This window comes from Streptomyces caatingaensis (assembly GCF_001187435.1).
GTDB classification, from domain to species: Bacteria; Actinomycetota; Actinomycetes; order Streptomycetales; family Streptomycetaceae; genus Streptomyces; species Streptomyces caatingaensis.
Map to the genome: position 1 here is coordinate 1 of NZ_LFXA01000018.1, position 21178 is coordinate 21178.

At 69.5% G+C, this 21178-nt stretch carries 20 protein-coding genes and 3 pseudogenes; 9 read left to right on the forward strand and 14 right to left on the reverse strand.

Annotated features, from left to right (window positions below; translation table 11 throughout):
• A pseudogene (locus tag AC230_RS33255) lies at nt 1–215 on the reverse strand (hypothetical protein); the annotation flags it as partial.
• An 8-nt stretch (nt 216–223) separates the two neighbouring features.
• Between AC230_RS33255 and AC230_RS34115 the strand changes: the two are divergent.
• Nucleotides 224–448, forward strand: a pseudogene (locus AC230_RS34115) (hypothetical protein); the annotation flags it as partial.
• A gap of 304 nt (nt 449–752) precedes the next feature.
• Here AC230_RS34115 and AC230_RS34120 read toward each other — a convergent pair.
• Nucleotides 753–1367, reverse strand: coding sequence for a hypothetical protein (locus AC230_RS34120; RefSeq protein WP_049713962.1), 615 nt, complete (start codon nt 1365–1367; stop codon nt 753–755).
• 299 nt (nt 1368–1666) lie between these two features.
• Here AC230_RS34120 and AC230_RS32795 point away from each other — a divergent pair, with 299 nt between their 5' ends.
• The 3 genes from AC230_RS32795 to AC230_RS26680 all read left to right on the forward strand — a co-directional run bounded on the left by AC230_RS32795 (nt 1667) and on the right by AC230_RS26680 (nt 3955).
• Nucleotides 1667–1891, forward strand: coding sequence for a hypothetical protein (locus tag AC230_RS32795; protein WP_157868467.1), 225 nt, complete (start codon nt 1667–1669; stop codon nt 1889–1891).
• A gap of 1058 nt (nt 1892–2949) precedes the next feature.
• Nucleotides 2950–3597, forward strand: coding sequence for a hypothetical protein (locus AC230_RS30470; RefSeq protein ID WP_053161395.1), 648 nt, complete (start codon nt 2950–2952; stop codon nt 3595–3597).
• A gap of 88 nt (nt 3598–3685) precedes the next feature.
• A complete protein-coding gene (locus AC230_RS26680) occupies nt 3686–3955 on the forward strand; it encodes a hypothetical protein (protein ID WP_198535367.1) in 270 nt (89 codons plus the stop codon).
• Nucleotides 3956–4190: 235 nt separating this feature from the next.
• Here the strand turns inward: AC230_RS26680 and AC230_RS26685 are convergent.
• From AC230_RS26685 to AC230_RS26710, 6 genes and pseudogenes are all read right to left on the reverse strand, one after another.
• Nucleotides 4191–4973: pseudogene (locus tag AC230_RS26685) on the reverse strand (alanine--tRNA ligase-related protein); the annotation flags it as partial.
• 238 nt (nt 4974–5211) lie between these two features.
• Nucleotides 5212–5889 carry an HAD family hydrolase gene (locus AC230_RS26690; protein ID WP_049718940.1) on the reverse strand — a complete coding sequence of 226 codons (678 nt, stop codon included), beginning with the start codon at nt 5887–5889 and terminating at the stop codon, nt 5212–5214.
• Nucleotides 5886–6428, reverse strand: a complete 543-nt coding sequence (locus AC230_RS26695) for a phosphoribosyltransferase family protein (protein ID WP_049718941.1) — start codon at nt 6426–6428, stop codon at nt 5886–5888. The genes AC230_RS26690 and AC230_RS26695 overlap by 4 nt, the downstream gene beginning before the upstream one ends.
• Nucleotides 6425–7036 (reverse strand): LOG family protein, encoded by a 612-nt coding sequence (locus AC230_RS26700; RefSeq protein ID WP_078871603.1) that lies wholly within the window; start codon nt 7034–7036, stop codon nt 6425–6427. Before AC230_RS26700 ends, AC230_RS26695 begins: the two co-directional genes overlap by 4 nt.
• Nucleotides 7033–7929, reverse strand: a complete 897-nt coding sequence (locus AC230_RS26705) for a hypothetical protein (protein ID WP_049718942.1) — start codon at nt 7927–7929, stop codon at nt 7033–7035. Before AC230_RS26705 ends, AC230_RS26700 begins: the two co-directional genes overlap by 4 nt.
• A gap of 47 nt (nt 7930–7976) precedes the next feature.
• A complete protein-coding gene (locus tag AC230_RS26710; RefSeq protein WP_049718943.1) occupies nt 7977–8819 on the reverse strand; it encodes an aspartyl/asparaginyl beta-hydroxylase domain-containing protein in 843 nt (280 codons plus the stop codon).
• A gap of 339 nt (nt 8820–9158) precedes the next feature.
• Here AC230_RS26710 and AC230_RS26715 point away from each other — a divergent pair, with 339 nt between their 5' ends.
• Together AC230_RS26715 and AC230_RS26720 are read left to right on the forward strand one after the other, a co-directional pair.
• Nucleotides 9159–10730, forward strand: coding sequence for a tetratricopeptide repeat protein (locus AC230_RS26715; protein WP_241833382.1), 1572 nt, complete (start codon nt 9159–9161; stop codon nt 10728–10730).
• Nucleotides 10731–10741: 11 nt separating this feature from the next.
• A complete protein-coding gene (locus AC230_RS26720; protein WP_049719490.1) occupies nt 10742–11107 on the forward strand; it encodes an ASCH domain-containing protein in 366 nt (121 codons plus the stop codon).
• A gap of 85 nt (nt 11108–11192) precedes the next feature.
• Here the strand turns inward: AC230_RS26720 and AC230_RS26725 are convergent, their stop codons facing one another.
• The 4 genes from AC230_RS26725 to AC230_RS26740 all read right to left on the reverse strand — a co-directional run bounded on the left by AC230_RS26725 (nt 11193) and on the right by AC230_RS26740 (nt 16073).
• Nucleotides 11193–12908 (reverse strand): relaxase/mobilization nuclease domain-containing protein, encoded by a 1716-nt coding sequence (locus tag AC230_RS26725; protein ID WP_049718944.1) that lies wholly within the window; start codon nt 12906–12908, stop codon nt 11193–11195.
• Nucleotides 12905–13558, reverse strand: a complete 654-nt coding sequence (gene mobC / locus AC230_RS26730; RefSeq protein WP_049718945.1) for a plasmid mobilization relaxosome protein MobC — start codon at nt 13556–13558, stop codon at nt 12905–12907. The genes AC230_RS26725 and mobC overlap by 4 nt, the downstream gene beginning before the upstream one ends.
• A gap of 122 nt (nt 13559–13680) precedes the next feature.
• Nucleotides 13681–14589 (reverse strand): DUF2637 domain-containing protein, encoded by a 909-nt coding sequence (locus AC230_RS26735; RefSeq protein WP_049718946.1) that lies wholly within the window; start codon nt 14587–14589, stop codon nt 13681–13683.
• A 206-nt stretch (nt 14590–14795) separates the two neighbouring features.
• The gene (locus AC230_RS26740) at nt 14796–16073 is read right to left on the reverse strand and encodes a DUF3631 domain-containing protein (protein WP_078871605.1); all 1278 of its coding nucleotides are present in this window, start codon (nt 16071–16073) and stop codon (nt 14796–14798) included.
• Nucleotides 16074–16366: 293 nt separating this feature from the next.
• On the opposite strand from AC230_RS26740, the gene AC230_RS26745 reads away from it, so the two are divergent.
• The 3 genes from AC230_RS26745 (at nt 16367) to AC230_RS26750 (ending at nt 18926) form a co-directional block, all read left to right on the forward strand.
• Nucleotides 16367–16882: a helix-turn-helix domain-containing protein gene (locus AC230_RS26745; protein ID WP_049719492.1), complete on the forward strand. Its 516-nt coding sequence runs from the start codon at nt 16367–16369 to the stop codon at nt 16880–16882.
• Between the two features lie 125 nt (nt 16883–17007).
• Entirely contained in the window at nt 17008–17385 is a 378-nt protein-coding gene (locus tag AC230_RS34125) for a helix-turn-helix domain-containing protein (protein WP_422125644.1), read from the forward strand.
• Nucleotides 17386–17417: 32 nt separating this feature from the next.
• On the forward strand, nt 17418–18926 hold the full coding sequence (locus tag AC230_RS26750) for a LacI family DNA-binding transcriptional regulator (protein ID WP_049718947.1): 1509 nt from the start codon (nt 17418–17420) through the stop codon (nt 18924–18926).
• Nucleotides 18927–19209: 283 nt separating this feature from the next.
• Here AC230_RS26750 and AC230_RS32800 read toward each other — a convergent pair whose 3' ends face one another.
• Both AC230_RS32800 and AC230_RS26760 read right to left on the reverse strand, forming a co-directional pair.
• On the reverse strand, nt 19210–19452 hold the full coding sequence (locus tag AC230_RS32800) for a hypothetical protein (protein ID WP_157868669.1): 243 nt from the start codon (nt 19450–19452) through the stop codon (nt 19210–19212).
• A 182-nt stretch (nt 19453–19634) separates the two neighbouring features.
• The gene (locus AC230_RS26760; RefSeq protein WP_049718949.1) at nt 19635–20981 is read right to left on the reverse strand and encodes an HNH endonuclease; all 1347 of its coding nucleotides are present in this window, start codon (nt 20979–20981) and stop codon (nt 19635–19637) included.
• Nucleotides 20982–21178: the final 197 nt, after the last annotated feature.

Genomic DNA, 21178 nt, shown 5'->3' on the forward strand with positions numbered 1-21178 from the left:
CCCACCACATGCAGCAGATGCCCCGCCTCGTAGCAGGTGGCAGGAGCCGCCGCGGCCACCGTCGCTCTGACCTGGGTCGGCGACCGGCGCCCACCGCCGGTGTGGCAGACGGGACGGTAGTCGCGGATCCGCCGGGAAACCTCAGGGCTCAACGTCACGGTCCAACCAAATCGGCTGGACAAGCAGCCGGTGAAGGCATCGAAGCCGATCTTCACCGAGAGGAGTGCATCAACATGGTCGGAGGTTTGACCCGCAGCAGGCCGCCGCGCGATCTTGCCCGCGATCCGGAAACCTGGCCCCACGCCCTCATCGACGACCCCGCCGCCGCCGTCGTCCAGGACATCGCCCGCACCCTCGCACCACCCTGGCGGACCAGGGCCGCAGTCTGCGGCGGGCCGCCGAAGGGTCGGGAGTCAACCGGCAGGCCATCGCCGACCTGATCGCCGGCCGCTGCTGGCCCGACATCGCCACCGTCGCCCGCCTGGAGAACTTCCTCGCCGTCACCCTCTACCCGCCCGGGGGAGGAATGCGCCGTACGCATGGAAAACAGCCCTTCCGCCCCCGGCATCGGCGGCCGAAGGGGCGACAAAATAGGCCACGCGCCCCCGAGGCGAGCCCAGTTGCTCTAGCCTCGGGAGTGCGTGAGCCACTGCGAACGGGACCACGCCGCGCTCCCGTACGAGGGTGCCACCTCAGGGAGCTGGTTCCCTCCCCCGCCGAGGGGGAGGGAACACCCAATGAACAGGCTCTCGTTAGGCGGCCTCCTTCGTCGGTGAGCCGTTGGCCCTGGCGACGGCGAACATGCCCACCGGCTCCTCGACGACCCGGCCGTTCTTCACCAGCCGCTTGCACGTCCCGCGGACCGTCGCGAGGGGCCCCCGCCCTGCCTTCCCCCGGGTCGGCCGCCCGAGCGCCTCCGTGATGTCCCGCACCGGCATCGACCGCCCAGCAGTCACCAGAATCCGCTCGACCGCCTCCATCAACTCGCCCGTCGCGGTCCGCTGGCCTGCGGCAACCTCTGTCCGGGGAGGCGGTGGATCGTCATCGGCCGGTGCCCTGTCCTGTTGTCCGGGAGGCGGGTCCGTATTGGGCCCGGACTCCGTCTGCGGGGAGCCGTCCCCCGCGGGGCCGTCCGGGGCTGTTTCTTCGTTCACGGGTGGCGGAGCATCCGCGAGGATCTCCTCAAGCGCCTCACGCAACTGGTCACGGGTGGCGGATACCTTCGCCACCTCCGCGGCGACAAGGGCGAGTTCGGCTTCGAGCTCCGACTTCCTCTGCAGCAGCCGCCCGACCTTGCCGGAGTAGAAACCGACAGCTGCCCGCAGCCCTGGTACCGCGGCTACCTCATCTGTGTCGACGGAGCCCATCCGCTCCCTCCCGATACCTGGCTGCCCATGCAACGGCAGCCATCGTAGGCAACGCCAGCCGCACCTGGCAGCCAATTCGCCAACTGTGCAAGACAGTTGCAAGACCTGGCATGTCGTTCCCGCGCATCCGAAGACCTGATGCACCTCGTTCGTGTGGTCAGTGCGGTAGCGACTGCGCACGTGCGGCTGCTCGCTTCGTGGCGGAGCCTGACACCTGCCGGCCGGGCCCGGCCTCGGTCGGCTGTCGGACCGGGCAGTCCAGGAATGAAGCATTCCGGCATGCCCCTATAGTCGCCCTCATGAGCGAAGGGAAACGAGAGTTACGAGGCAGCGGCGGTCTTCGGAGCGTGCTGTTCGCAGTCGGCGCGCTGGTGGCTGCTGGGCTGCTGGCAGCCCTTGCCTGGTGGCTGGGTTGGTTGACCCCCGGGACCGGATGGTTGTCGGCGAAGCTTGCGGCGAAAGCGGCAGTTGTTGTGCCCCTGGGAGTCGCGGCCTTGATCACCTGGATCAAGAAGCGTCGGTGACGCGCTCTCTCGACAACGCCCCCCTTGAGGCCCTGCCTCAGGGCAGCCGGAACCCCACCCACGCCGTAGGGGAGCCCGTCCAAGATCGCAGGGGCTGATCGCCAAAGATCCCAAACGACAACAACGGCTCAAGCTCCGCTCGTTACCGTCCGTGCGTGGACTGGTGAAGATCACGCCATGCAGGTCGGATCTGTTGCCCTTGCAACCCCAGGGCTCGCTTCGTCCTGCGATCGGCGACGCTGACCTGGGTGAAGGAACCACCTCCCGCTCCCGGTTCCTGAGCACCCGGGTCCCACTCCCGGCGGCACTGTTCGGAGGCGACAGTCGTCGGCCGGGGCGTACTGGCAGGCCCGGTCCGTCGCCGGCCGCCCTGAGTTCCGTTGTCTGGCGGAGCTCGGCGCGGCAAGAGGGCATTCTTGGCCATGCAGTTACTTTCGGTCGCACTGTGATTGCTTTCCGTTCGTCACGCCTGATCGAGACGCGGCCTTCCTGGAAGAGCTGACCGAGACGGCAACTGCGCGGAGGTGCATGCGGGTTGCCCGGAGGCGGAGGCGTCGACGCGCGAGCCCCGATGCGGAAGACCTGGGTCCGTTGGGTGGATTGCCCACGTGAGCAGGGGTCCCCAAATGGCCTGTACTGCGGTACGGCACTTGGGCTGATTGCGTCGGCCATCTAGTTTCTTGATCGCTAACGCAGCCGGGCCGCACCTTCTGCCGACCCAGGCTGTCATCTCGATTCTTGGAGTGGCTTGTGCGCATGGTTCGTAGATCTGCTCTTAACAGTGTGATGTCTGCTGCGTCCCTCGTGGCTGCCTTGGCCCTCGTGGGTTCGGCGTCGCCCGCCTTTGCCGACGGCGCCCCCAACGACACTGCACGTGCTGTCTCGGTCGTGGAGAAGGCGAGCGGGACCAACGACGTTGCCTCTTCCACGGCGTCTGCCGGAGCCGCGGCTCAGGCCACCACCAGCACTGAAGCGGGCCGCATCACGGTCACCGCCCCGCCTCTTCCGCCGGACAGGTCAAGGCGGCCGCGGCGGACGGGACCTCCCTGGGCCTGCAGTTGGAGAACGCCAAGAGCGTTGCCGGCGTCAAGGCCGGTGCCGGCACTGTCGTCTACTCCGGTGTCGCCCGGTCCACCGACCTCGCCGTCCAGCCCACCGTCGACGGTGGTGCCCGCACCCTGGTCACCCTCAAGGACTCGGCCGCGTCCACGGACCAGCGCTTCGCCCTCAACCTCCCCGAGGGCGCCCTGGTCCTGCCCGACGCCGACGGTGGATACCACGTCTCCCGCACCACAGCGGGCGGCAAGAGCGTCATGGTCGGCGCCATCGAGGCTCCCTGGGCCAAGGACGCGAACGGCAAGCCCGTCGCCACCAGCTACAAGCTCGAGGGCAACACGCTCACCCAGCACATCGAGACCAACAAGGACACGGCCTTCCCCGTCGTGGCCGACCCCAAGATCACCTGGGGCAACGTCACCGGCACCGCATACTTCACCAAGTCCGAGACGAAGAACATCGCCATCTACGGAGCGACCGCAGCCATATCCACGAAATTCCTGCCGCCGCCCCTGAACGCGCTGTACTCGGTCAACGCCGCGCTGGTCTCGGCCAAGGCCGTCGAAGCCCGCGGCGACGGCTACTGCCTGAAGATCAAGTTCGCCGCCGGCATCTTCATCCCGGGCGTCTACAGCAACGGCTGCGACTAACACAGCCTGCACCTCTGCCATCATGACGGAGAACGCGGCAGCAGAAGGGGTGTTTCCTGTGAACTGGTGGTTATGGACAGGCGTTGCAGTGTTCTGCACAGCCTCCCTGGGCCTGGACGTGTATCTCACGCACCGAGGAGTGCGCAGCCGCATGGCCCGCCTGGAAGCCTTCACGGACGCCTTGGCGCTGCTGCCCGGAGTCGCGGCCGTGGTGCTCATCCAGATGCTGTTGGGCGGATCCGATGCGCAGGCGATACCGGCATGGGTCACGGCCGCCTTCTGGGGAATGGGCATCACGCAGGCCGTCCACCTCGGTCGGCTTCAGCGAGCAACCCACCACCGCACCAACAGCAGCTGACTGTGCTCTTGGTGGGACCGGTGGTCGGCAACGCAACGTGACCACCGAGCTGGGCCGTACGGCTTGGACGGCGATGGGCCGCACGGATTCCTGTGCGGCCCATCGCCGCGTTCGCCGCTCTCTGGACCCCGGAGGAATGGGAAGTGATCTACAGCGGGGTGGGGAACGATCTTCATGGGGCTGAATCACTGCACGTCAGGCCCTCTCGTGAACACCCCTCGCCCTCGTCGGGCATCGCGCGGCCGGCGAGATCCTGGACGGTGTGCATGGTCGGCAGCAGCAGGTCGGTGGTGCAGACGTTCTGCGCGTCCTGGAGGATCGCGGCGAGCCGGTCCAGGCCGAGGCCGGTGTCGACGCCCTTGCGGGCGAGCTCGCCGAGGATGGGGAAGTTGCCCTTCTTGTCGCCCTCGCCGCGCTGGAACTGCATGAAGACCAGATTCCAGATCTCGACGTATCGTTCGCCGTCGATGGCAGGGCCGCCTTCCTTGCCGAAGGCGGGGCCGCGGTCGTAGTTGACCTCAGAGCAGGGCCCGCAGGGTCCGGGGACGCCCATGGACCAGTAGTTGTCCTCCATGCCGAGCCGTTGGATGCGACTGGCGGGAACGCCGATGCGGCGCCAGATGTGCTCGGCCTCGTCGTCGTCCTCGTAGACGGTGATCCAGAGCTTGTCCTTCTCCAGCCCGTATCCCTGGGTGAGGAGTTCCCAGGCGAAGGCGATGGCGTCTTCCTTGAAATAGTCGCCGAAGGAGAAGTTGCCCATCATCTCGAAGAACGTGGCGTGCCGGTTGGTGCGGCCGACGTTGTCGATGTCCGAGGTGCGCGCGCACTTCTGGATGCTGGTGGCGCGCGGGAACGGCGGGGTGGTCTCGCCGAGGAAGTACGGCTTGAACTGGTTCATCCCGGCGTTGGCCAGCAGCAGGGTGGGGTCGTCCGGGACCAGCGGGCTGGACGGGACGAGCTGGTGGCCGTGGGAGGTGAAGAAGTCGGTGAAGGTCTTGCGGATCTGCGTCGAGCGCATGGCGGCTTGGCCTCACGGGAGAGTCGTGAAAGGTGGGGGAAGATCACACGCCGAGCCGGGCCGAGAACAGGGACTGAGAGGGTTCTCAGTTCTCCAGCTCGACGCAGATAGCTCGCGCCCCCACGGTGTAAACCATGACTCCAGATCCGTTGATCATGCAGGTGGTGCAGCAGACCGCCATGACAGAAGGCATGGTCTGCTGCACCACCGACTGTAGCGGGTCGGACGTCAAGATCGCTTAATGCGATGTCATGGTCACTTGTAGTGGGGGCCGGCTGCCGGGGATCAGGTCCAGCAGGGTGGCGCCGATCTGCGAGGGGTGGATCAGGACGACCCGGGCGCCGGCGGCGGTGAGTGCACGGGCGCCGGCGTATCCCCAGCCGGCGCCCGCGAAGGCGACACCGGCTTCGAAGGCCGCAGTGTGGTCGGTGAGGGTGTCGCCGACGAACAGGGCCGCCTTCGGGCTGGAGCCCAGCCGGGCCAGGGCCAGAAGGATGCCGTCAGGGGCGGGCTTGGGTTCGGCGTCCTCCCGGCAGACGGTGGTGTCCATCAGCGCGAGGACGTCTGGTGACAGCAGCCAGGGCAGCCGGTCCCGGGTCTGGAGGGTGACGAGGCCGGTGGCGGCGCCGGCGGCCCGTAGCGCGGTGATTCCCTCGACGACGCCAGGGAACAGAGCGGTACCGGCGGCAGTGGCCAGGGCCGGGTTCCACCAGACCTCGCAGAGCTCGTCCGGGTTGGGGACTCCGAGCCTGGCCAGCACTTCGACGCGCGGGGTCGTCACTGCGTCCGGCGGCAGGTCGGCAACCGTGATGCGGCGGCCAAGGGCGGCGGTCGCGACACCTGCCAGCGTGGCCAGCATCGCGGCCTTGCTGTCCAGGAGCACTCCGTCCATGTCGAACAGCACCGCCAGCTTCATGAGGCTGCCCCGGCACTTGTGGTCAGGTCGCTCTCAAGCAGAAGCGAACCGAGGGTGACGCCGTGCTCGTTCAGCAGCAGCCGCCCGCCCAGCGGGCGCTCAAGGACGCACAGCGCGTCGGCGACGTGCGCTCCGGTGACCCTCAGCATCCGGGCCATGGCCAGGAGCTGGCCGCCGGAGCGGACCACGTCGTCGACCAGGACGACCCGCCGCCCGCCGACAGCGGCGCCTTCGACCTGCTGCTTGGAGCCGTAGCGTTTCGGCGTCCGGCGCAGGAATGCGGCCGGCAGGCCGGTGGCCGCCGACAAGGCGACGACCAGCGGGACGCCGCCGAGCTCGACGCCGGCCAATACCTGGGCGCCTTCGGGAACGAGGACGGACATGGCGTCGGCGACGTCGTGCAGCAGCTGCGGGTCGGCGGCCAGGCGGTACTCGTCGAAGTACGAGTCCAGCACTTGCCCGTCCGCGAGCGCGAAGGCGTCGGTGACACACGCCGTGGCGGCGAGCCGGGCAGCCAGGGAGGTCGTGCTGGTGGTCATGCCTCTGCCTCCCCCAGCGGGATCAGGTCGTGAAGCTGTACGGCGAACGCGGCAGCCGAAGCGATGGGGCGGAGGAAGCCCAGGGGGCGGGTCTCAGCCTCGAACAGCCACTTCTCTCGTCGGAGGTAGGCCAGGAGCCCGAGCGCGGTGGGGCCGGTGATCCAAACGGGAACGGGGCGGACGTTGCCCGCGTAGTAGACCGCGGCCGTCAGCTCGTGCAGGGTGCCGACGCCCCCACCCATCGCGACCACCAGGTCCGCGTGGTCGAGGTAGTGGTTGAGGCGGGTTCCGATGTCGGGCAGGCGGACGTCGGAAGTGACGTACGGGTTGAAGGCGCCCCACTCGTCGTGCTTGTCCGCCAGGGTGACCGCGGTGACCGTGCCGCCCTTGGAGGCGGCTCCGCGGGCGGCGGCCTCCATCAGCCCGTTGTAGCCGCCATGCAGGAGGGTGAAGCCGGCCCCGGCCAGGGCCATGCCGACTTCTTCGGCCAGGCGTTCCTCGTCCGGCGAGGCGGGGACGACTCCGCCGAAGAACACCGCCGTCGTCTGCCGGCCGCGGGCCCCGTCCCGGCCTGTGGCCGGGACGGGGCGGCGGCTCTGGCGCTTCACGCCAGCTCCAGGTAGGTGCGGTAGGCGGTGATCGCGTCCGTGAGGCCGTCGAGGGCGTTCGGGCAGGCCCGCTGGGTCAGCTGGATCACCCGGTCCAGGGCGGCGTTCACGTCGTCGGTCGTCGGGACGGCCGGGGAGGTGATGGCCGCGTCCAGCTCGGCCAGGCAGGACCGGCCGATCGGGGTGATCGCGATCTCCTCGCGCAGCTGGTACCAACCCCAGAAACTCGACGCCGGCGCGAGCGCGGCCTTGATCAGGTCCTTCGTCGCGGTGTGCAGCATGTGCCACTCGGCGTAGGCGACGAACCGCTGCCCGCGCCGGATGCGTTTGTGCAGCAGTACCGCCAGCACCAGGTGCTCGATCAGCAGCTCGGTGCACGACCTCGGGCGGGACAGCGTCTCGGTGATGTGGATCCGGGCCTGCGTGATCTGGGCGGTGGTGATCTCGGCCGGCGGGCGTTCGAGCAGCAGTTTCCCGGCGACCTTCCGCCGCAGGAGGCTGATCTGCGAGGCAGGGCAGAGGTAGAGGTCGACCTGCTGCAGTTTGCCCTCGTGCTGGACGAGGAAGACGAAGCCGATGCCGCCCAGGTCCGCGACGATGGTGTCGCGCCAGCCGGGCAGCAGGGCTCCGCCCGCGACCGTCATCAGGTCGTCCAGGGACTGGGTGAAGGTGGACAGGTCGCGGTCGTGGATCCCGACGACGAAGTCCACGTCCGAGAGGCGGTCGGCGGTGCCGGACGCGAGCGAGCCGCGCACCAGCAGGTGCGTGACGGCCGGTGAGGCGGCCAGCATCTCGCAGATGCGGGTCAGCAGCGGCAGCTGGGCGGGACGGTTGGCTTCGGCGAGTTCGACCAGTTGCAGTTCGGCCGGCGCCGTGGGCAGAGCGGTGGGCATGCGCATTCCTTCCATGCCAGGTTGGCGTGTTGAAGGGGGGGCGTACGTCAGGGGGCCGCGAGCGCGAGGAGCTTGGACTTCGCCACGGTCCAGCGGCGGCAGGACTCGGCATCGCCTCGGCCGGTGTGGAGGTCGGCGATCAGGTCGTAGACGGTGCCCTCGGGCAGGGCGACGCAGTAGAACAGCCGGAGCAGGAGCTGTTCGGCCGCGTCGATGTAACCGAGGTCGGCCAGGCGCCGGGCCGCGGCGAACCGCTCCGTCAGCACCGCCTCCGTTGCAGTCGGCAGCCGCTCGGCGGTTTCCGGCGCATCGGCACGTCCGGCCAGGCGGTCGTACGCGTCGTCGGCGTAGACGTCGGCGATCAGATGGATCCGGTCCGGTCCGAGCAGATTGCAGACCCCGTGCGCGTACGTCGGGGTCAGCCGCCAGATGCGTCCGCCGGCCATGTGGACCTTGGTCCCGCCGGTGACGAGGAACGCCGAGGAGTTGGTGTGCAGCGGGATGTGGAGGCGGTGACGTTCGACCTGGTCGAGTTCGTCGTAGTCCCGGTGTTCCCAGAGGAACGCGTTGGCCTCCAGCCGCGCCAGCCGTACCCACATGTAGGAGAGGCCGAGGTCGGCCAGCAGGCCGGCGGTGATCGGCATGTGCTGCAGCAGGGTGGTGGGGCGGGCGGTGCAGTCGCCGATCCGAACGTCGCCGGCGTCGCCGGAGGCGTTCATCAGCGAGGTCGTCCACCAGCCACCGGACTGGTAGTCGCCGTATTCGGCCCTCCAGGAGGCCGAGGCGGTCAGGGCCTCGTGCCGCAGCCGCTCGATCAGCGAGGCGTCCAGCCGCTCCAGCTGGGCGACCTGCCCCGCCAGGGCGTGCGTCGGTCGCGCTTCGTCTTCCATGGGTTCCCTCTCGATGTGCCGCCCGAGCAGGCCGAGGCGGTGGGGACAGGGGTGGAAGGCGCGACGCGTCCGGCCGGATGCCCCTGGTTCACCTGCAAGGAGCCAGCCGGAGGTGAAGGGGCCCCGTCGGCCGGACGCGGCGCCGAGGTTCAGAGTGGTCCGACGACGTCCTTGCAGGTAGTGAGAGGCATCCGCCCTGCGTGGGCGATGACGTCGCCCATGACAGGCGGCCGGGCCGCCCTGGAACAGAGGTTTGACCGCTGTGTGGAACAGGCAAGCAATCTTCGTCAGCACCAGCGGCGCAACCGGCGCGCCCGCGTGCCCCCGGGGAGGCGGCCCGTGAGAGCCGAGACGGCGGAGAGATCTCAACCGGTCCACGACGTCTCCTGCGGCCGGGCCCTGCGTGAACGGGCCCTCGGCCGTGCCGGATCTCCCAACCCCGTGCCACCGGGCCTCGTCGCGGCCATTGCCGCAGAGATCGAGGCCCACTGCGGCCACCGGCTCCTCAAATGCCGTCGCCTGGCGATGGGCTGGACCGTCATCCAGGCTGTGGCGGCAGCTCATCGGCTCGTCGAAGCCGAGAACCTGGCCAAGGTCGGGTTGTCCGAACGCTCCTGGAAGGACTGGGAGGCCGGCGTCCTGCCCAGCCCCGACTACCAGGACCTGCTGTGCCGGCTATTCGCCACTAACCCCGTGCTGTTGGGCTTCGCCCGTGACTACTCGCCCCCTCCAGCTGATCCACTTTGGAGCGGGACGACGGTGAATGCGACACTCCCGACGGAACCGGCAAGTGCCGGGGGAACCAGCCCAGTCAACGGGGCGGAGGTGGCGGAGACGAAGCGTCGCGACGCGGTGAAACTTGCCGGACTGGCCTTCGCGGCCCCGGCAGCCGCAGCCCAGATCCTGGAACAAGCCGCCGCCGAAGCCATGGAGTTCACCCGGCAGGCCGAGGCCACCTCGCTCGGCTCCGGCACCCTCGACCACCTCGACCTCGCGGTCACCGAGTTCAACCACGCCTACTCGCTCAGGCCGCCCAAGCTGGTCTTCGACGCGGTGATGGACTACCGGCGCAAGGTCGATGGCCTGCTGAAGGCCAAGCGCACACACCGCCAGGAACGCGAACTGCTGGCGTTCGCCGGATGGCTGTCCGAGCTCTTGGCCTGGCTCGCCCACGACCTCGGGGACGCCCGTACCGGCCTGGCGTTCGCCACCGACGCCTTCGTCCACGGCCAGCAGGCCGGACACGGCCAGCTGTGCGCGTGGGCCATGGACGCTGCCGCCTCCATCAACCTGTACGAACAACGGCCCGGCCGGGCCCGTGATGCTGCCCTCAAGGGCCTTGCCGAGGCCCCGGCCGGACATCCGCTGACCGTACGGCTGCATGCCCAGGCCGCCCGCGCAGCAGCTGCGGACGGCGACGCGGAGGGCTTCGCCGCCGCCTTCCACGCCGCCGAGGACGCCCATCGGCTCCTGCCACCCCGCTCACCCCGGCGCTTCGGCATGGACGTGCTGCCGCTGGCCGACTATGCCCTCACCTCGTATCCGGCAACGTCGTGCATCTGGCTCGGCCAGGCGGACCAGGCCCGGCAGCATGCCGAACGGGCGCTGGCAACGTACGAGGCGGCCCCCGAGGCATCGAGGTCCCCGAGCCGGGAGGCCATCGCCCGTATCGACCTGGCCCTGGCGCATGCCCAGCTCGGTGACCCCGACGACGCCGTCGCCCTCGGTCACCAAGCCCTCGACTCCGCCCGCGTTGTCGACTCCGTCCGCCACCGGGCCGGTGACCTCACTACTTTCTTGACCCGCCGCTACCCTCGCCAGGCTGCGGTCGAAGGTCTCCGTGAACGCCTGGCGGCTGTCGACGCGGCTGCACGGCCGGCTCTGGCCTCAGTTCCCTCTCCCGGAAAGTGATGGATGCCGTGATGACGACCACCCAGCCGCAGCCCGGCGAGCACACCCTCACCATCCGCAAGCCGTATTTCGACCTGGTCGCCTCCGGCGCCAAGACCATCGAGGTCCGCGTCGGCTACCCCAAAATCCGCAAGATCGCTGTCGGCGACATCCTTCAGTTCACCTGCGGCGACGACACCCTGACCACCCGCGTCGACGCGGTGAAGGAGTACGGATCTTTCGCCGCGATGCTCGACGCCGAGGACGCCGCCGCGATCGGCGGGCCGGACATGAGCCACGACGAGCTCGTCACCGCGATCCGCAACATCTACCCGCCCGAGAAGGAAGCGCTCGGCGTTTTCGCCCTCCACCTCTCCCTCGTGCAGGCTGAGATCTGAGACCAGCCGACGGCGTTGATCAACGCGGTGTGGCGAACGCGTGCTGGTGGTGTGCCTCGCGCACCCCGCCTCTTGCCCCACGGGTTCAGCGTCGCCGGGTCGGTTGTGCGGTGGGGCCAGGCTGCGGCGACGGCCCTGTCGGGGAAGGGGCGGTCCGTGTCGGCCCTGCTGGGGCGGTAGCTCGAACTTGGGCGGCTCGTGCTCGGGCGCTTGGGGCTTGCCGGGCGGCGAGGCGCTGGATGCGCCAGGTGAGGGTGCCGGCGGTGGAGCGCGCGTCGTCCAGGGTGCGCTGGCGGACGGCATGCTGGAGGAGCTGTTCGGGGTCGTGGCCGGCGTTCTCGGCTTCGGTCAGGGCGGCGGCCAGTGCCGGCCAGGCGGGGTCGTCGAGGACCTGCTGGGCGTAGTCGGACACGGCCACGAGGATGCGCTGGGCGTGCCGTTCCATGGCGCGGGCCGGTGGCTTGCGCTGGGCCAAGGCGGCCAGCGGCCCGGCGGCGGCCTGTTGATAGGCGGCCTGGAGGTGGAGCAGGGTCTGATGGGCGGCGGCGACCTGCTGGTCGTGCTGGCGGGCCTGGTGCCAGCGGGCGGTGGCGACGACAACCAGGACGGCAATGTCGAGGAACATCGCCAGCCCGGAACCGTCCCCGGTGACCGGCGCGGTGCGCAGGGCCCGGACCGCGCCGCGCAGGGCGCGGGCCTGGTCCTGCTGGGCGCGGATGCGGGAGCGGGTGGCGCGTTCGAAGGCGGTTGCGGCCTGTTGCAGCTGCGGCCGCAGGTGGCTGGGGGCGAGCAGCGGCAGGACGTCGATGGCTTCGCCGAAGGCCGCGATGTGGGCCTGGGCGGCTTCGTCGTTGCCGTGGTCGAGGCGGTGGGGGATGCGCTCGGCCGCTGCAGTGGCCTGGTGCCAGGGGTCGGGCCTGCGCCGGCTGCCCGGCTCGGTGGCGGGCGCGGTGTCGATGGCGGTGAGGCGTTCGCGGATCTTGGGGAAGGACAGGTCAGGGGCGAGTTCGGCACCGGAGAACCAGATCGGCTCCCCGGCGCCGTTGGTATCGCTTTCTACGGCGACCTTGTACCCGCGTACGTCGCCGGAGGGAAAGCGCTGGACATCGACGAGGACGCCTTCGACGCCGTCGAGCAGGTGGAGGAATTCCTCCGGGCTGGTGGCGATGGACATCAGCTGGCGGACGGTGGTGCGCAGGCGCTCGCGGGAGGTCTTGCTCTTCCCGGCGCGGCGGGCCTTCTCCATCTCGGCGCGGGTGGGGCGCTTGGCGGCGGTGCGGTCGCCGCGCACGACCTGCTTCAGGCCGTATTCCTTCTCGATGGCGGCGAGTTCCTTGTCGGCCTTCAGGTAGTCGTTCCAGTGGCGGGCGGTGCGCAGGTCACCGCGGACCTTGGTGGCGGCGATGTGGATGTGGTCGTCGGCGTGGCGGACGGCGACCCACCGGCACCCGTCGGGGTCGCCTTCGGGTGCGATGCCGGTGGCTGCCACAACGCGCCGCGCGATGTCGGCCCACTCGGCGTGGGTGAGGTGCCGGTCGCCCGGGGCGGCACGTACGGAGCAGTGCCATGTGTGCCGCTCGGGCGCCCGGCCCAGTCGGCGGGCTTGCTTGACCCGCAGGTCGAGGTCGGCCACGAGGCGTTTCTTTGTGGCGTCGAAGTCGTCGGCGCGGCCTGGGTCGGGTGCGAAGCCGTCCCAGGAAGCGACCAGGTGCGGGTCGGTGTGGTCCTTGGCCTTCTTGGTGTCGAACAGGTACCGGATCAGGCCGACGGTGTCCTTGCCGCTACTGATCTTGGCGATCACCAGGCCGCCTTAGCGGAGACGGCGTGGTTCATGGTCTGCGCGATGTCGCCAATGGCGGCGCGGACGGTGTCCAGGGTGCGCTCGGTCTGGGTGAGGACGGCGGTGTCCACAGAGTGTGGATCGCCTCCGGCGTTGAGGCGGTGGGCGATCTGGTTGACGTTGTTGCCGATGCGGGCGACCTCGGCTCGCAGGGCGTCGAGCTTGTCGAGGGAGTCATCGAGCTGGGTGCGCTGCCCGGCCAGCTCCACGGTGAGATCGCCGTCGAGGTAGGCCGTGATCACGGCGCCGACGAGGTGGGCGCCGGCGATGCCCATCTCATTGGCGCGGGTGACGATCCGGGTCTTCTCATCAACGCTGTAGCGGACGTCGACACGCTCTTTGCGCTGGACGTCTTCGCGGGTACGGCGGCGAGCGATACGACGCAGCGTGTCTTCGGCGGTGACGGAACAGGCGGGTGGCTGCTCGGCTGCATCGGTGGGCGTCTCCTCCTCGGGCACCCCCTGGTACCCGAGGTCCTCCGCCACCCCCGGGGCGGAGGTGTTCGCGTTGGACCGGCTCTTGGACGGTCCAACGTCATACCTTGCTGCGCTGGTGGCGGTGGTGATCATCTCCTGCTGGCCAGTGGCGAGGTCGATGTGCAGGTCGTGCATGGAACGGTTCTCCGTGGAGTTGCTGGCGGGCGGGGGTGCCCGGGCGACGGGCCCGTCCCCGCGTCGGCTTGCGCGGGGACGGGGAGGTCGTGCGACATGGGTGATGGACGTGTGCTGCAGACTCAGTGAGCGCCGACGGGTTCCCTGTCGAGCTCGCTCTGCCGCTGGCGGGCAGCCTGGTCGAGTTCGGCCTGGAGGCGGTCCTTGATCTGGGTCAGGCGGTCCTTGCCGATGCGGTGCCCTGCGGCGCGGATGGCCGCCTCGATGTGGCGGCGTGACGCGCGACCCCCGCGTCCCGGTGGTGCGGTGCGGGCGATGGCGAGGAGTTCGTCCAATGTGGCGACCGGCTCCTGGCCTTCCGCCCCGGAGGGCGGCTCCGGAGCCTTCGGCACCTTGGCCGTGTCTGGCGCCACGTCGCCGGAGCGGTCGGCCACATCGAGCGTGGCCGGTGCCTCTTCCGGCGGGGCAGGGTCGCCTTCGACAGCAGCGAGCGGCTGGGCGCGGTGGGAGCCGTTGCGGCCGTGGCCGGTTGCGTGGTGTCCCCTTGCGGCGTCAGCCTCCTCGGCGGCGTCGGCCTCCTGGGCGCGGGGCGTGGGGTGGCGCCGGATGACGAGGTAGAGATGGACCGCGCCGGCGAGGGCGAGCGGGGCGATGGCCGACAGGGCGCCGACGGTGACGTCGTCGAGGTGCAGTCCGCCTGAGCGGGTCTGCTGGTTGAGGCGGACGGCGTGCAGGGCGTTGGCCCAGATGCTCGTGAGGGTCGCCAGCCCGACGAGTGTCCACACGTACAGGCGCGAGAGCAGCGGGGCGGTGCGCAGGATGAGGAGGGCGCCGATGCCGATGGCGATGAAGCCGTCGATCACGAGGGGGAAGGCGTAGGTGAGCGGTCCGCGGATGTGGATGGCGAGGGCCATCTGCCGCAGGGCGTCGTAGGAGAGAGCGAAGCCGATCGTGCCGAGCAGGGCGATGCCGGCGCGGATGGCGGTGGTGCCGGGTAGGGCAGCGGTGGCTGCGGTGGTGGAGGAAGGCAAGCGGAAGCACTCCGGGTGGGCTCGGGCGGTGGCCACGAGTGCGGGGGAGGGGTGGCCGCCGTGGGGTGCGGTGACTCGTACCACTCGTTGCGTGCCTGGTCAGGGCAGGTACGGGTGGCGTGGTGATGTCGGGTCGACTCGTTGCGGGTTCGGCACTCGTCCCCGCGCTGACCTGGGCGGGGACGAGTGTGACGAGTCGAGTCGGGTCAGGCTCCGGTGCTGGGGAGAGTCTCCCCGACCGCCTGGGTGGGCTCGCCCCGTGTGCCGGGCTCGGGGCAGTAGCGGGCCCAGGCGTCGAGGAACTGGTTGCGCGCGAAGCCCTTGGCCTGGGTGCCGTCGGGGAAGCGGCGGTTGGCGGAGCTGATGCCGTAGTCCTTCAGCAGCAGTTGCAGGCCGCGCGGGGTGAGGCCGTTGGCGCCGTACTCGGCCCACGGCGCTTCCTTGTCCGCGTTGAGGTACTCCAGCAGACGGCTCGTCCGCAGCACGGCGGGTTCGCCTTCGGCGGCGAAGGCGCGGCGGATGTCGACCAGGATGCGGGTACGCAGACCGCCCTCCTCGTCCTGCCCGGCCTCGTAGTCGGTCATGGTGCTGCAGGCGGTGCGGGCGAGCGCGGGCCATTCGCCTCCGGCGAGGTCGGCGATGATCACCAGCGGTTCCCAGGTGTCGGCCGCGCGGTCCTCGACCGGCAGGGCCGGCTCCATGTCCATGGCCTGGGCGTACAACGGCCGCAGCCAGGCAGCGAGTCGGGCGCGTATCGCGTGCAGGGCGGGCGTGTCCCGGCCGGTGCGGAAGGCGGCGACCGTCTCGCCCGGCCTGCGGCGGCGCATCCGGATGACCACCGACCGGTCCATGATGGTGTCAGGCAGGTCGCCGATGCCGGCGAGCGCGGCCATGGCGAAGGTGGGAAACGCCTGCGGCTTGTGCTCGGGCCCGGAGACCCGCAGGGTGGGGCGGTTGCGTTGGTGTCCTGCATTCAGCAGGCCGCGCAGATCCTCGTTCTTCTCCGCCGCCTTGGCGGTGCCGAAGAGGGTGTCGGCCTCGTCGACCAGGAGGGTCGGCGGGTCCTCGTCGGTGATCGAGCGGAAGATCGCCGCAGGACTGGCGTTGACCGTGATCAGGTGGTTGTGCACGGTCTCGGTCACCACGTCCAACAGCCGCGACTTGCCGCACCGCTTCGCCGGGCCCACCACCGCTAGGCGGGGCGCGTGCTGCCACGCCGGCTGCAGGTGCGTGGCCGCCACCCACAACGTCACTGCGGTGAGGGCTTCCTCGCCCGGCATCACCACGTACCGCTTGACCTGCGCGCGCAGGTCGGCCAGGATCCGCTCTCCTTCGGGAAGCGGTGCCGGCGAGGCAGTATGACCAGGGGTGCCCACCGCGGGTGCTGCGGCGGGGATGGCCAGTTGGCCAGGTATGTGGGCTGGAGGCCGCGACACGGTGGTGTCGTCGTGGTGGGATGGCGTGTTCGGCTGGGCATCGGTCATACTGGGCATCAGCTCCTCTGCTCGCGGGCCATATGGGACGGCAATCCCGGCCTCGCGGGTCGATCGCTAGGGATGGCGGTTGAGAGGTTTGCGCTTGGCCCCCGGCATAGCCGGGGGCTTTTTCTATGCGGTGCGCGTCGTGGCGTGTTCCTCGGTCAGTGCGGTTGGGGGCACCACCATGCCACACGAATTGCCAATTGCAGAAGTGCTCTGCGTCTCGCAGTGACCATGGTATGGTTTAGGGGTTGCTGCAAATCGCAGTGGACCGCTACGAACGGAAGGAGGTGGTAGCCGTGGCAGACGACGACTCCCCACAGGGCGTGCTGCTCAGCGGCGAGGCGAACGTCGCGGTGCGCATCAAGCTGGAGCGCGAGGCGCGCGGGTGGAGCACCAATGCTCTGTCCGACCGCCTGAACGAGGCCGGCTTTGAAATGAACCCGTCCGCGGTCTGGCGCATCGAGAACGGCAAGCGCCGCATCAACCTGGACGAGGCCATCGGCTTCGCCGAGGTCTTCGGCCTCGACCTGCGCAACCTCGTCGGCCCCCCACAGCTCGCCGCCCAGGCCCGCGCCATGGAACTCATCGATGCCGTCGTGGACGCGTTCCGCGAGACCCAGCGCGCCAACGCCGCCTTCACCAAGGCACGGGACGACCTCGACGCCTACCTCGCCGAGCACCCCGACGTCCGCGAGGAGGCCGACGTGATGGTGTCCAACGCCATCGCCGAGGCGTCCGCCAAATACCTGCTGGAGACGTACGGTCCGCCCCCCGGCGAGAGCAGCGACGCCGGCTCCGCCGACGAGACGTAGCTCGGCTCCTTTCTCCCGTTCTGGGCCCGCAAACCCCCAGCACGGGACACCTCTCCCTCATCCCTAGCGATCGACCGGCGGGCCGGTGTTGCCGCACCCACGCCCGCCAGAAGAGGACTCACCCCTTGAACGGACCCGCAATACCCCCTGCCTCCACGTCGGCTCCGCACCCCGACGCCGCCCTGCCGCGCCTCTACCTCCCCGAGGAAGTCGCCGCCGTCCTCGGCTGCTCTGCCTGGTGGGTGAAGGACCGCGCCCGTCGGCGACTCATCCCGTTCACCCGCGTCGGCCGGGCCTACCGTTTCTCGCCGGATCACCTGGCCGAGATCGTGCGCATGCACGAAGAACGCCCGGCCCGGAATCCTCAGCGGCCCACTGGCCCTGCTGTGCCGGCCCGGAAGCCTGCGATGCGAGAGCGCGCAGAGACAGCCGTGCCCACGGTCCGCCTCAAGGCCCGGCCGCCTCGCCGTATGACCAGGTCCCAGTTCGGAACCGCCGCTTAACGAACCCCACACGACAGAAGGGAGGGAACCCTGTGGGGTACGCAGAAAAGCGCGGTGGCTACTGGCGTGGCCGGTACAAGATCGAGGACGGCAAGTACGGCACCGTCGCCGATTCCACGGGTGCCGTGATCAAGTTCGCCACCAAGCGCGAGGCCAAGCAGGCGGCGGACGCGGAAGAGGTGACCGTTCGGCGTGGCCAGTGGCGCGATCCAGGGCTCGGTCAGGAGACCTTCGGCGAGTACGCCAGCCGCTGGTACGAGGCCCAGGACCTGGCCGCCTCGACCATGCAGAACTACAAGCGCCACATCGAGGAGCACCTGCTCCCCGAGTTCGAGGACAAGGCGCTCGCCGGCATCCTGCGCACGGACGTCGACGCCTGGGAGAAGAAGGAGAAGGCCGTGTACGCGGCCTCCAGCGTCAAGACCTGGCGCTCGACGCTCCACCTGATCTTCGAGGACGCGATCGACGAGGGCCTGATCACGTCCAACCCGGCTGCCCGGCGTCGCGGGCGCGGAAAACGCGCCGGCCGTTCCCGCAACCGCGGCCCGGAGAAGGTCGTCACCGACGCGCTCGGCATCCTGCTGACCGCCGAGCGAGCCTCCCTGCTCTCCGGCCGCGATGACGAGTTCGTCGCCGTCGTCCTCAAGGGCTACACGGGCAAGCGTTGGGGCGAAATCGTCGGACTGGAGACGGAGTTCGTCCGGCCCGGTGCGTTCCGCGTCGAGTGGCAGCTGTACGAGCTGGACACCGGCGAGCTGGTGCGTTGCCCGCCCAAGGACGACAGCTACCGGACCATCGACGCGATGGACTGGCTCTCGGCCCTGGTCTTCGACCACATCGCCCACACGAAGCCGACGCCCTGCCCCTGCCACGGCAAGACGTACGTCTTCCGCGGCCAGGGGGCAGCGCGGACCGGCGGCCACCACGGAGCCAAGCTCGTCGACGTCGCCCGGCTGGCCGGGGTCTCCACGGGCACGGTGTCCAACGTCCTCAACCACCCCCACCGCGTCGCTGACACCACGCGGGTGCGGGTCGAGAAGGCCGCCGCCGACCTCGGGTTCGTACGGGGCGGCGCTGTATCCGAGCACGCAGCCCACTGGCGCAGGAACGGTTTTGCGACCTGGCTGTTCACCCCGGCAGCCTCCGGCTGGTACCCGAAGAAGGCTCCGCAGGAAGCCCGCCCCGTGCCCATCCTCGGCGAGCCGTGGCCCGGCGTCCCAGCACGAGGGCGGGGCGCCACTGATCGCGCGGATGCCTGCTGGCTCCCGATCGCCAAGGGCCTCACGCCCCACGGCCTCCGTCACACCCACCGGACGATGATGGAGGACCTGGGAACAGAGAAGGTCCTCATGGACGAGCGCATGGGCCACCTCGACGGCTCGGTCTCCGCCCGCTACGCCCACGTCACCCCCGGCATGCGCCGGCGCCTCATGCTCGGTCTCACCGAGCAGTGGGAGGCCGCCCTCGACGCCCGCCGTGCGATGAGCCCGAGGTCACCGGTCGCCGTGCTCGACCGGCTGCTGCTGGCCAGGGCCGCCTGACCCCGCTGCCCAGCCAGGAGCGATCAGGCCCGGTCCTCCTCTGCGGAGGGCTGGGCCTCTCCTGGGCCCCGCCTCCGCTGGCCCCAGACGTTCTCCCTTGACGATGTCGCAGTTGGGGGCGTGCGCGGCTGCCTGCAGGTTCCGCATGGTTGTCGCGGTCCACTTTGGCCGCATGGCCAAGCGCTTCAGCGGGCTGCGGGTGTCCCCGCACTGCTCATCTGTGGAAGGCAGACACCCACTCGGGGTGCGATCCGAGAAAAATTGCTGGCAAAGCCGTGGATCGTCAGCCCTGCAGGTGGCTGGCCCATACAGCCTTGATTTGTTCGGCTTGCTCGACAGTGATGATGCCAGCCTCCAGCGCCACGGCCACAAGATCCGTCCCGGTCGCCAGCTTCAGGGTGGTGAAGGCGTCGTTGAAGCGGTCCGAGTTTCGCGGTGTGCCGACATGGCCAGGGTCCAGGTCACCGGGGAGGAAATTAGCCACCTCTCCGTCATGGCTCTCGAACGCAGCCTTGTCCATCCTCACGTGGACCCGTTTGGTGCCTATGGTGACGACGGTCCCGTGTGACCCATGGTGGTACAGGGGCCTGTCGCTTGGCGATCTGACCGTGACCTTGTCTCCGACTTTAAAGTCGTTCAGGGTCCTTCCACTACCGAACATGCGGGTCCCCCCTCTTGGGCGTGTGGATCAGAAACGGTTCATGCCGGTTACTTATACACCTCATGTCGCGTCAGCCCTGGCCCTGAGACATCTCCCCTGACACTGGCTTTGGTGTGGGCCTCCCCTGGCCCCCAGGCATCTCCCTTGCGGATGTTGCAGACCCAGTGGGCGGCCTGGAGGTTCCCTTCCACGTGCTCGCCGGCCAGTGAGACCGGCTTGATGTGGTCCAGGGTCGCCGACCACGGATCGGGCCACTCGACCGCCGGGTTGATCGCCTCGCGGCACACCTGGCAGGTCCACTGGTCGCGCTCGTATATGTCAAAGGGATCCACCTGAGTGGCGTCGGCGTTGAGCACGCCGTAACTGCGCATACGGGCCTGGTAGCTGTTGCGGGCGCGGGTGGAGCGCCGCTGCTTCTCGGAGCGGGCGGTGTACGCCGGCGTCCAGAGGGGCGGAATGCGTTCGGCCACGCAGACCCACGCTTCCCAGTCGTAGGTCGTACCGTTCTCGTCCACGTCGCGGATGAGCTCGTTCTGCCAGACCCACCGCCGCCCGTCGTCGCCCTGGAACGACCGCTGCTGGACGAGGGGATGCTCCTGGCCCGGCACGCTGGTCCACCACAGCGTGCGGCCCGTGTAAGCGAGGAGTGCACCGGTCTGCTCGTGGATGGCGAGGATCGGCTCCGCGTCGTCTTCGGAATTGGCACGTACAAGGTCCACCAGCCAGTCTGCGCCCATGGAGGTGGCAGTGGCGTACGTCGTGACCGAGCCGTGCCGCTCTACGACATCACCAGGGATGGGGCCCAGCCCGTAGAACTCGTAAGGGAAATCGGCGCCAGCGTCTCGGGTGCGAAAGACGCTCGGCTGACGCTCTTGGCCGAAACGGGCGCGCTGTTCCTCGTTCGCCGCGGTGCGGATGTCCATACCGAGGATGGAGGCGAGGTCGATTTCGCCGCGTCCGATCCTGGCCTTCGTACGCCGCTTGAGCGTGCCGTTGCACCGGTCGGAACAGACGTGGCGGTCCCGGAAGGACCAGTGCGCCTTGGCGGATATGGGCTCGGCGCAGACCCGGCACGGCTCACCGCCCGTGGCACGCTCGGCTGCGGCGAGGATGGGGCTCCAGTACGAATCGCCCGGCACCTCGCGAGTCCTGGCCGGGTCGGGCACAGGCGGGGTCCCTGGCGTAAGCGCCGGCTTGGGGCAACGTGTCTTCGCCGCGTCCTTCGGACGCTCAGCGCGCTGCCTCTTGGCCGCGGCAGCGCGGCAGGGGTCGGAGCAGTACTTCTGACTGCGCGGGCGCCAGTACTCCATCGCCGTGCCGCAGATCACACACGGGCGCCCCGCCGGCTCCGAGGCGGTGTTGTCGGCGTCGTCGGTGGTCAGGGTGTGGTCCACGAGCTGTCCTCAGTCGGGATCGAGTTGGCTGCTGGAGTTTACGAACGCACAGAGGCGTGCCGCTATGGGCAGGGTCCGTCCCACCTGCCCGGCGAACGCGGGCCGGGAGAAGCCGACCAAGATCTTCTCCCAGATTTCTCCCAAACGATCTCCAGAAACGAGTCAGGGCCCTGATCCACTCAGTGGATCAGGGCCCT

Excerpts from the sequence above, each read along its gene's own strand:
- AC230_RS34120 (WP_049713962.1), bottom strand. The coding sequence starts at position 1,367 with ATGGGCTCCGTCGACACAGATGAGGTAGCCGCGGTACCAGGGCTGCGG.
- AC230_RS32795 (WP_157868467.1), top strand. The coding sequence starts at position 1,667 with ATGAGCGAAGGGAAACGAGAGTTACGAGGCAGCGGCGGTCTTCGGAGC.
- AC230_RS26690 (WP_049718940.1), bottom strand. The coding sequence starts at position 5,889 with ATGAAGCTGGCGGTGCTGTTCGACATGGACGGAGTGCTCCTGGACAGC.
- AC230_RS26695 (WP_049718941.1), bottom strand. The coding sequence starts at position 6,428 with ATGACCACCAGCACGACCTCCCTGGCTGCCCGGCTCGCCGCCACGGCG.
- AC230_RS26705 (WP_049718942.1), bottom strand. The coding sequence starts at position 7,929 with ATGCCCACCGCTCTGCCCACGGCGCCGGCCGAACTGCAACTGGTCGAA.
- AC230_RS26710 (WP_049718943.1), bottom strand. The coding sequence starts at position 8,819 with ATGGAAGACGAAGCGCGACCGACGCACGCCCTGGCGGGGCAGGTCGCC.
- AC230_RS26720 (WP_049719490.1), top strand. The coding sequence starts at position 10,742 with ATGACGACCACCCAGCCGCAGCCCGGCGAGCACACCCTCACCATCCGC.
- mobC (WP_049718945.1), bottom strand. The coding sequence starts at position 13,558 with ATGCACGACCTGCACATCGACCTCGCCACTGGCCAGCAGGAGATGATC.
- AC230_RS26740 (WP_078871605.1), bottom strand. The coding sequence starts at position 16,073 with ATGACCGATGCCCAGCCGAACACGCCATCCCACCACGACGACACCACC.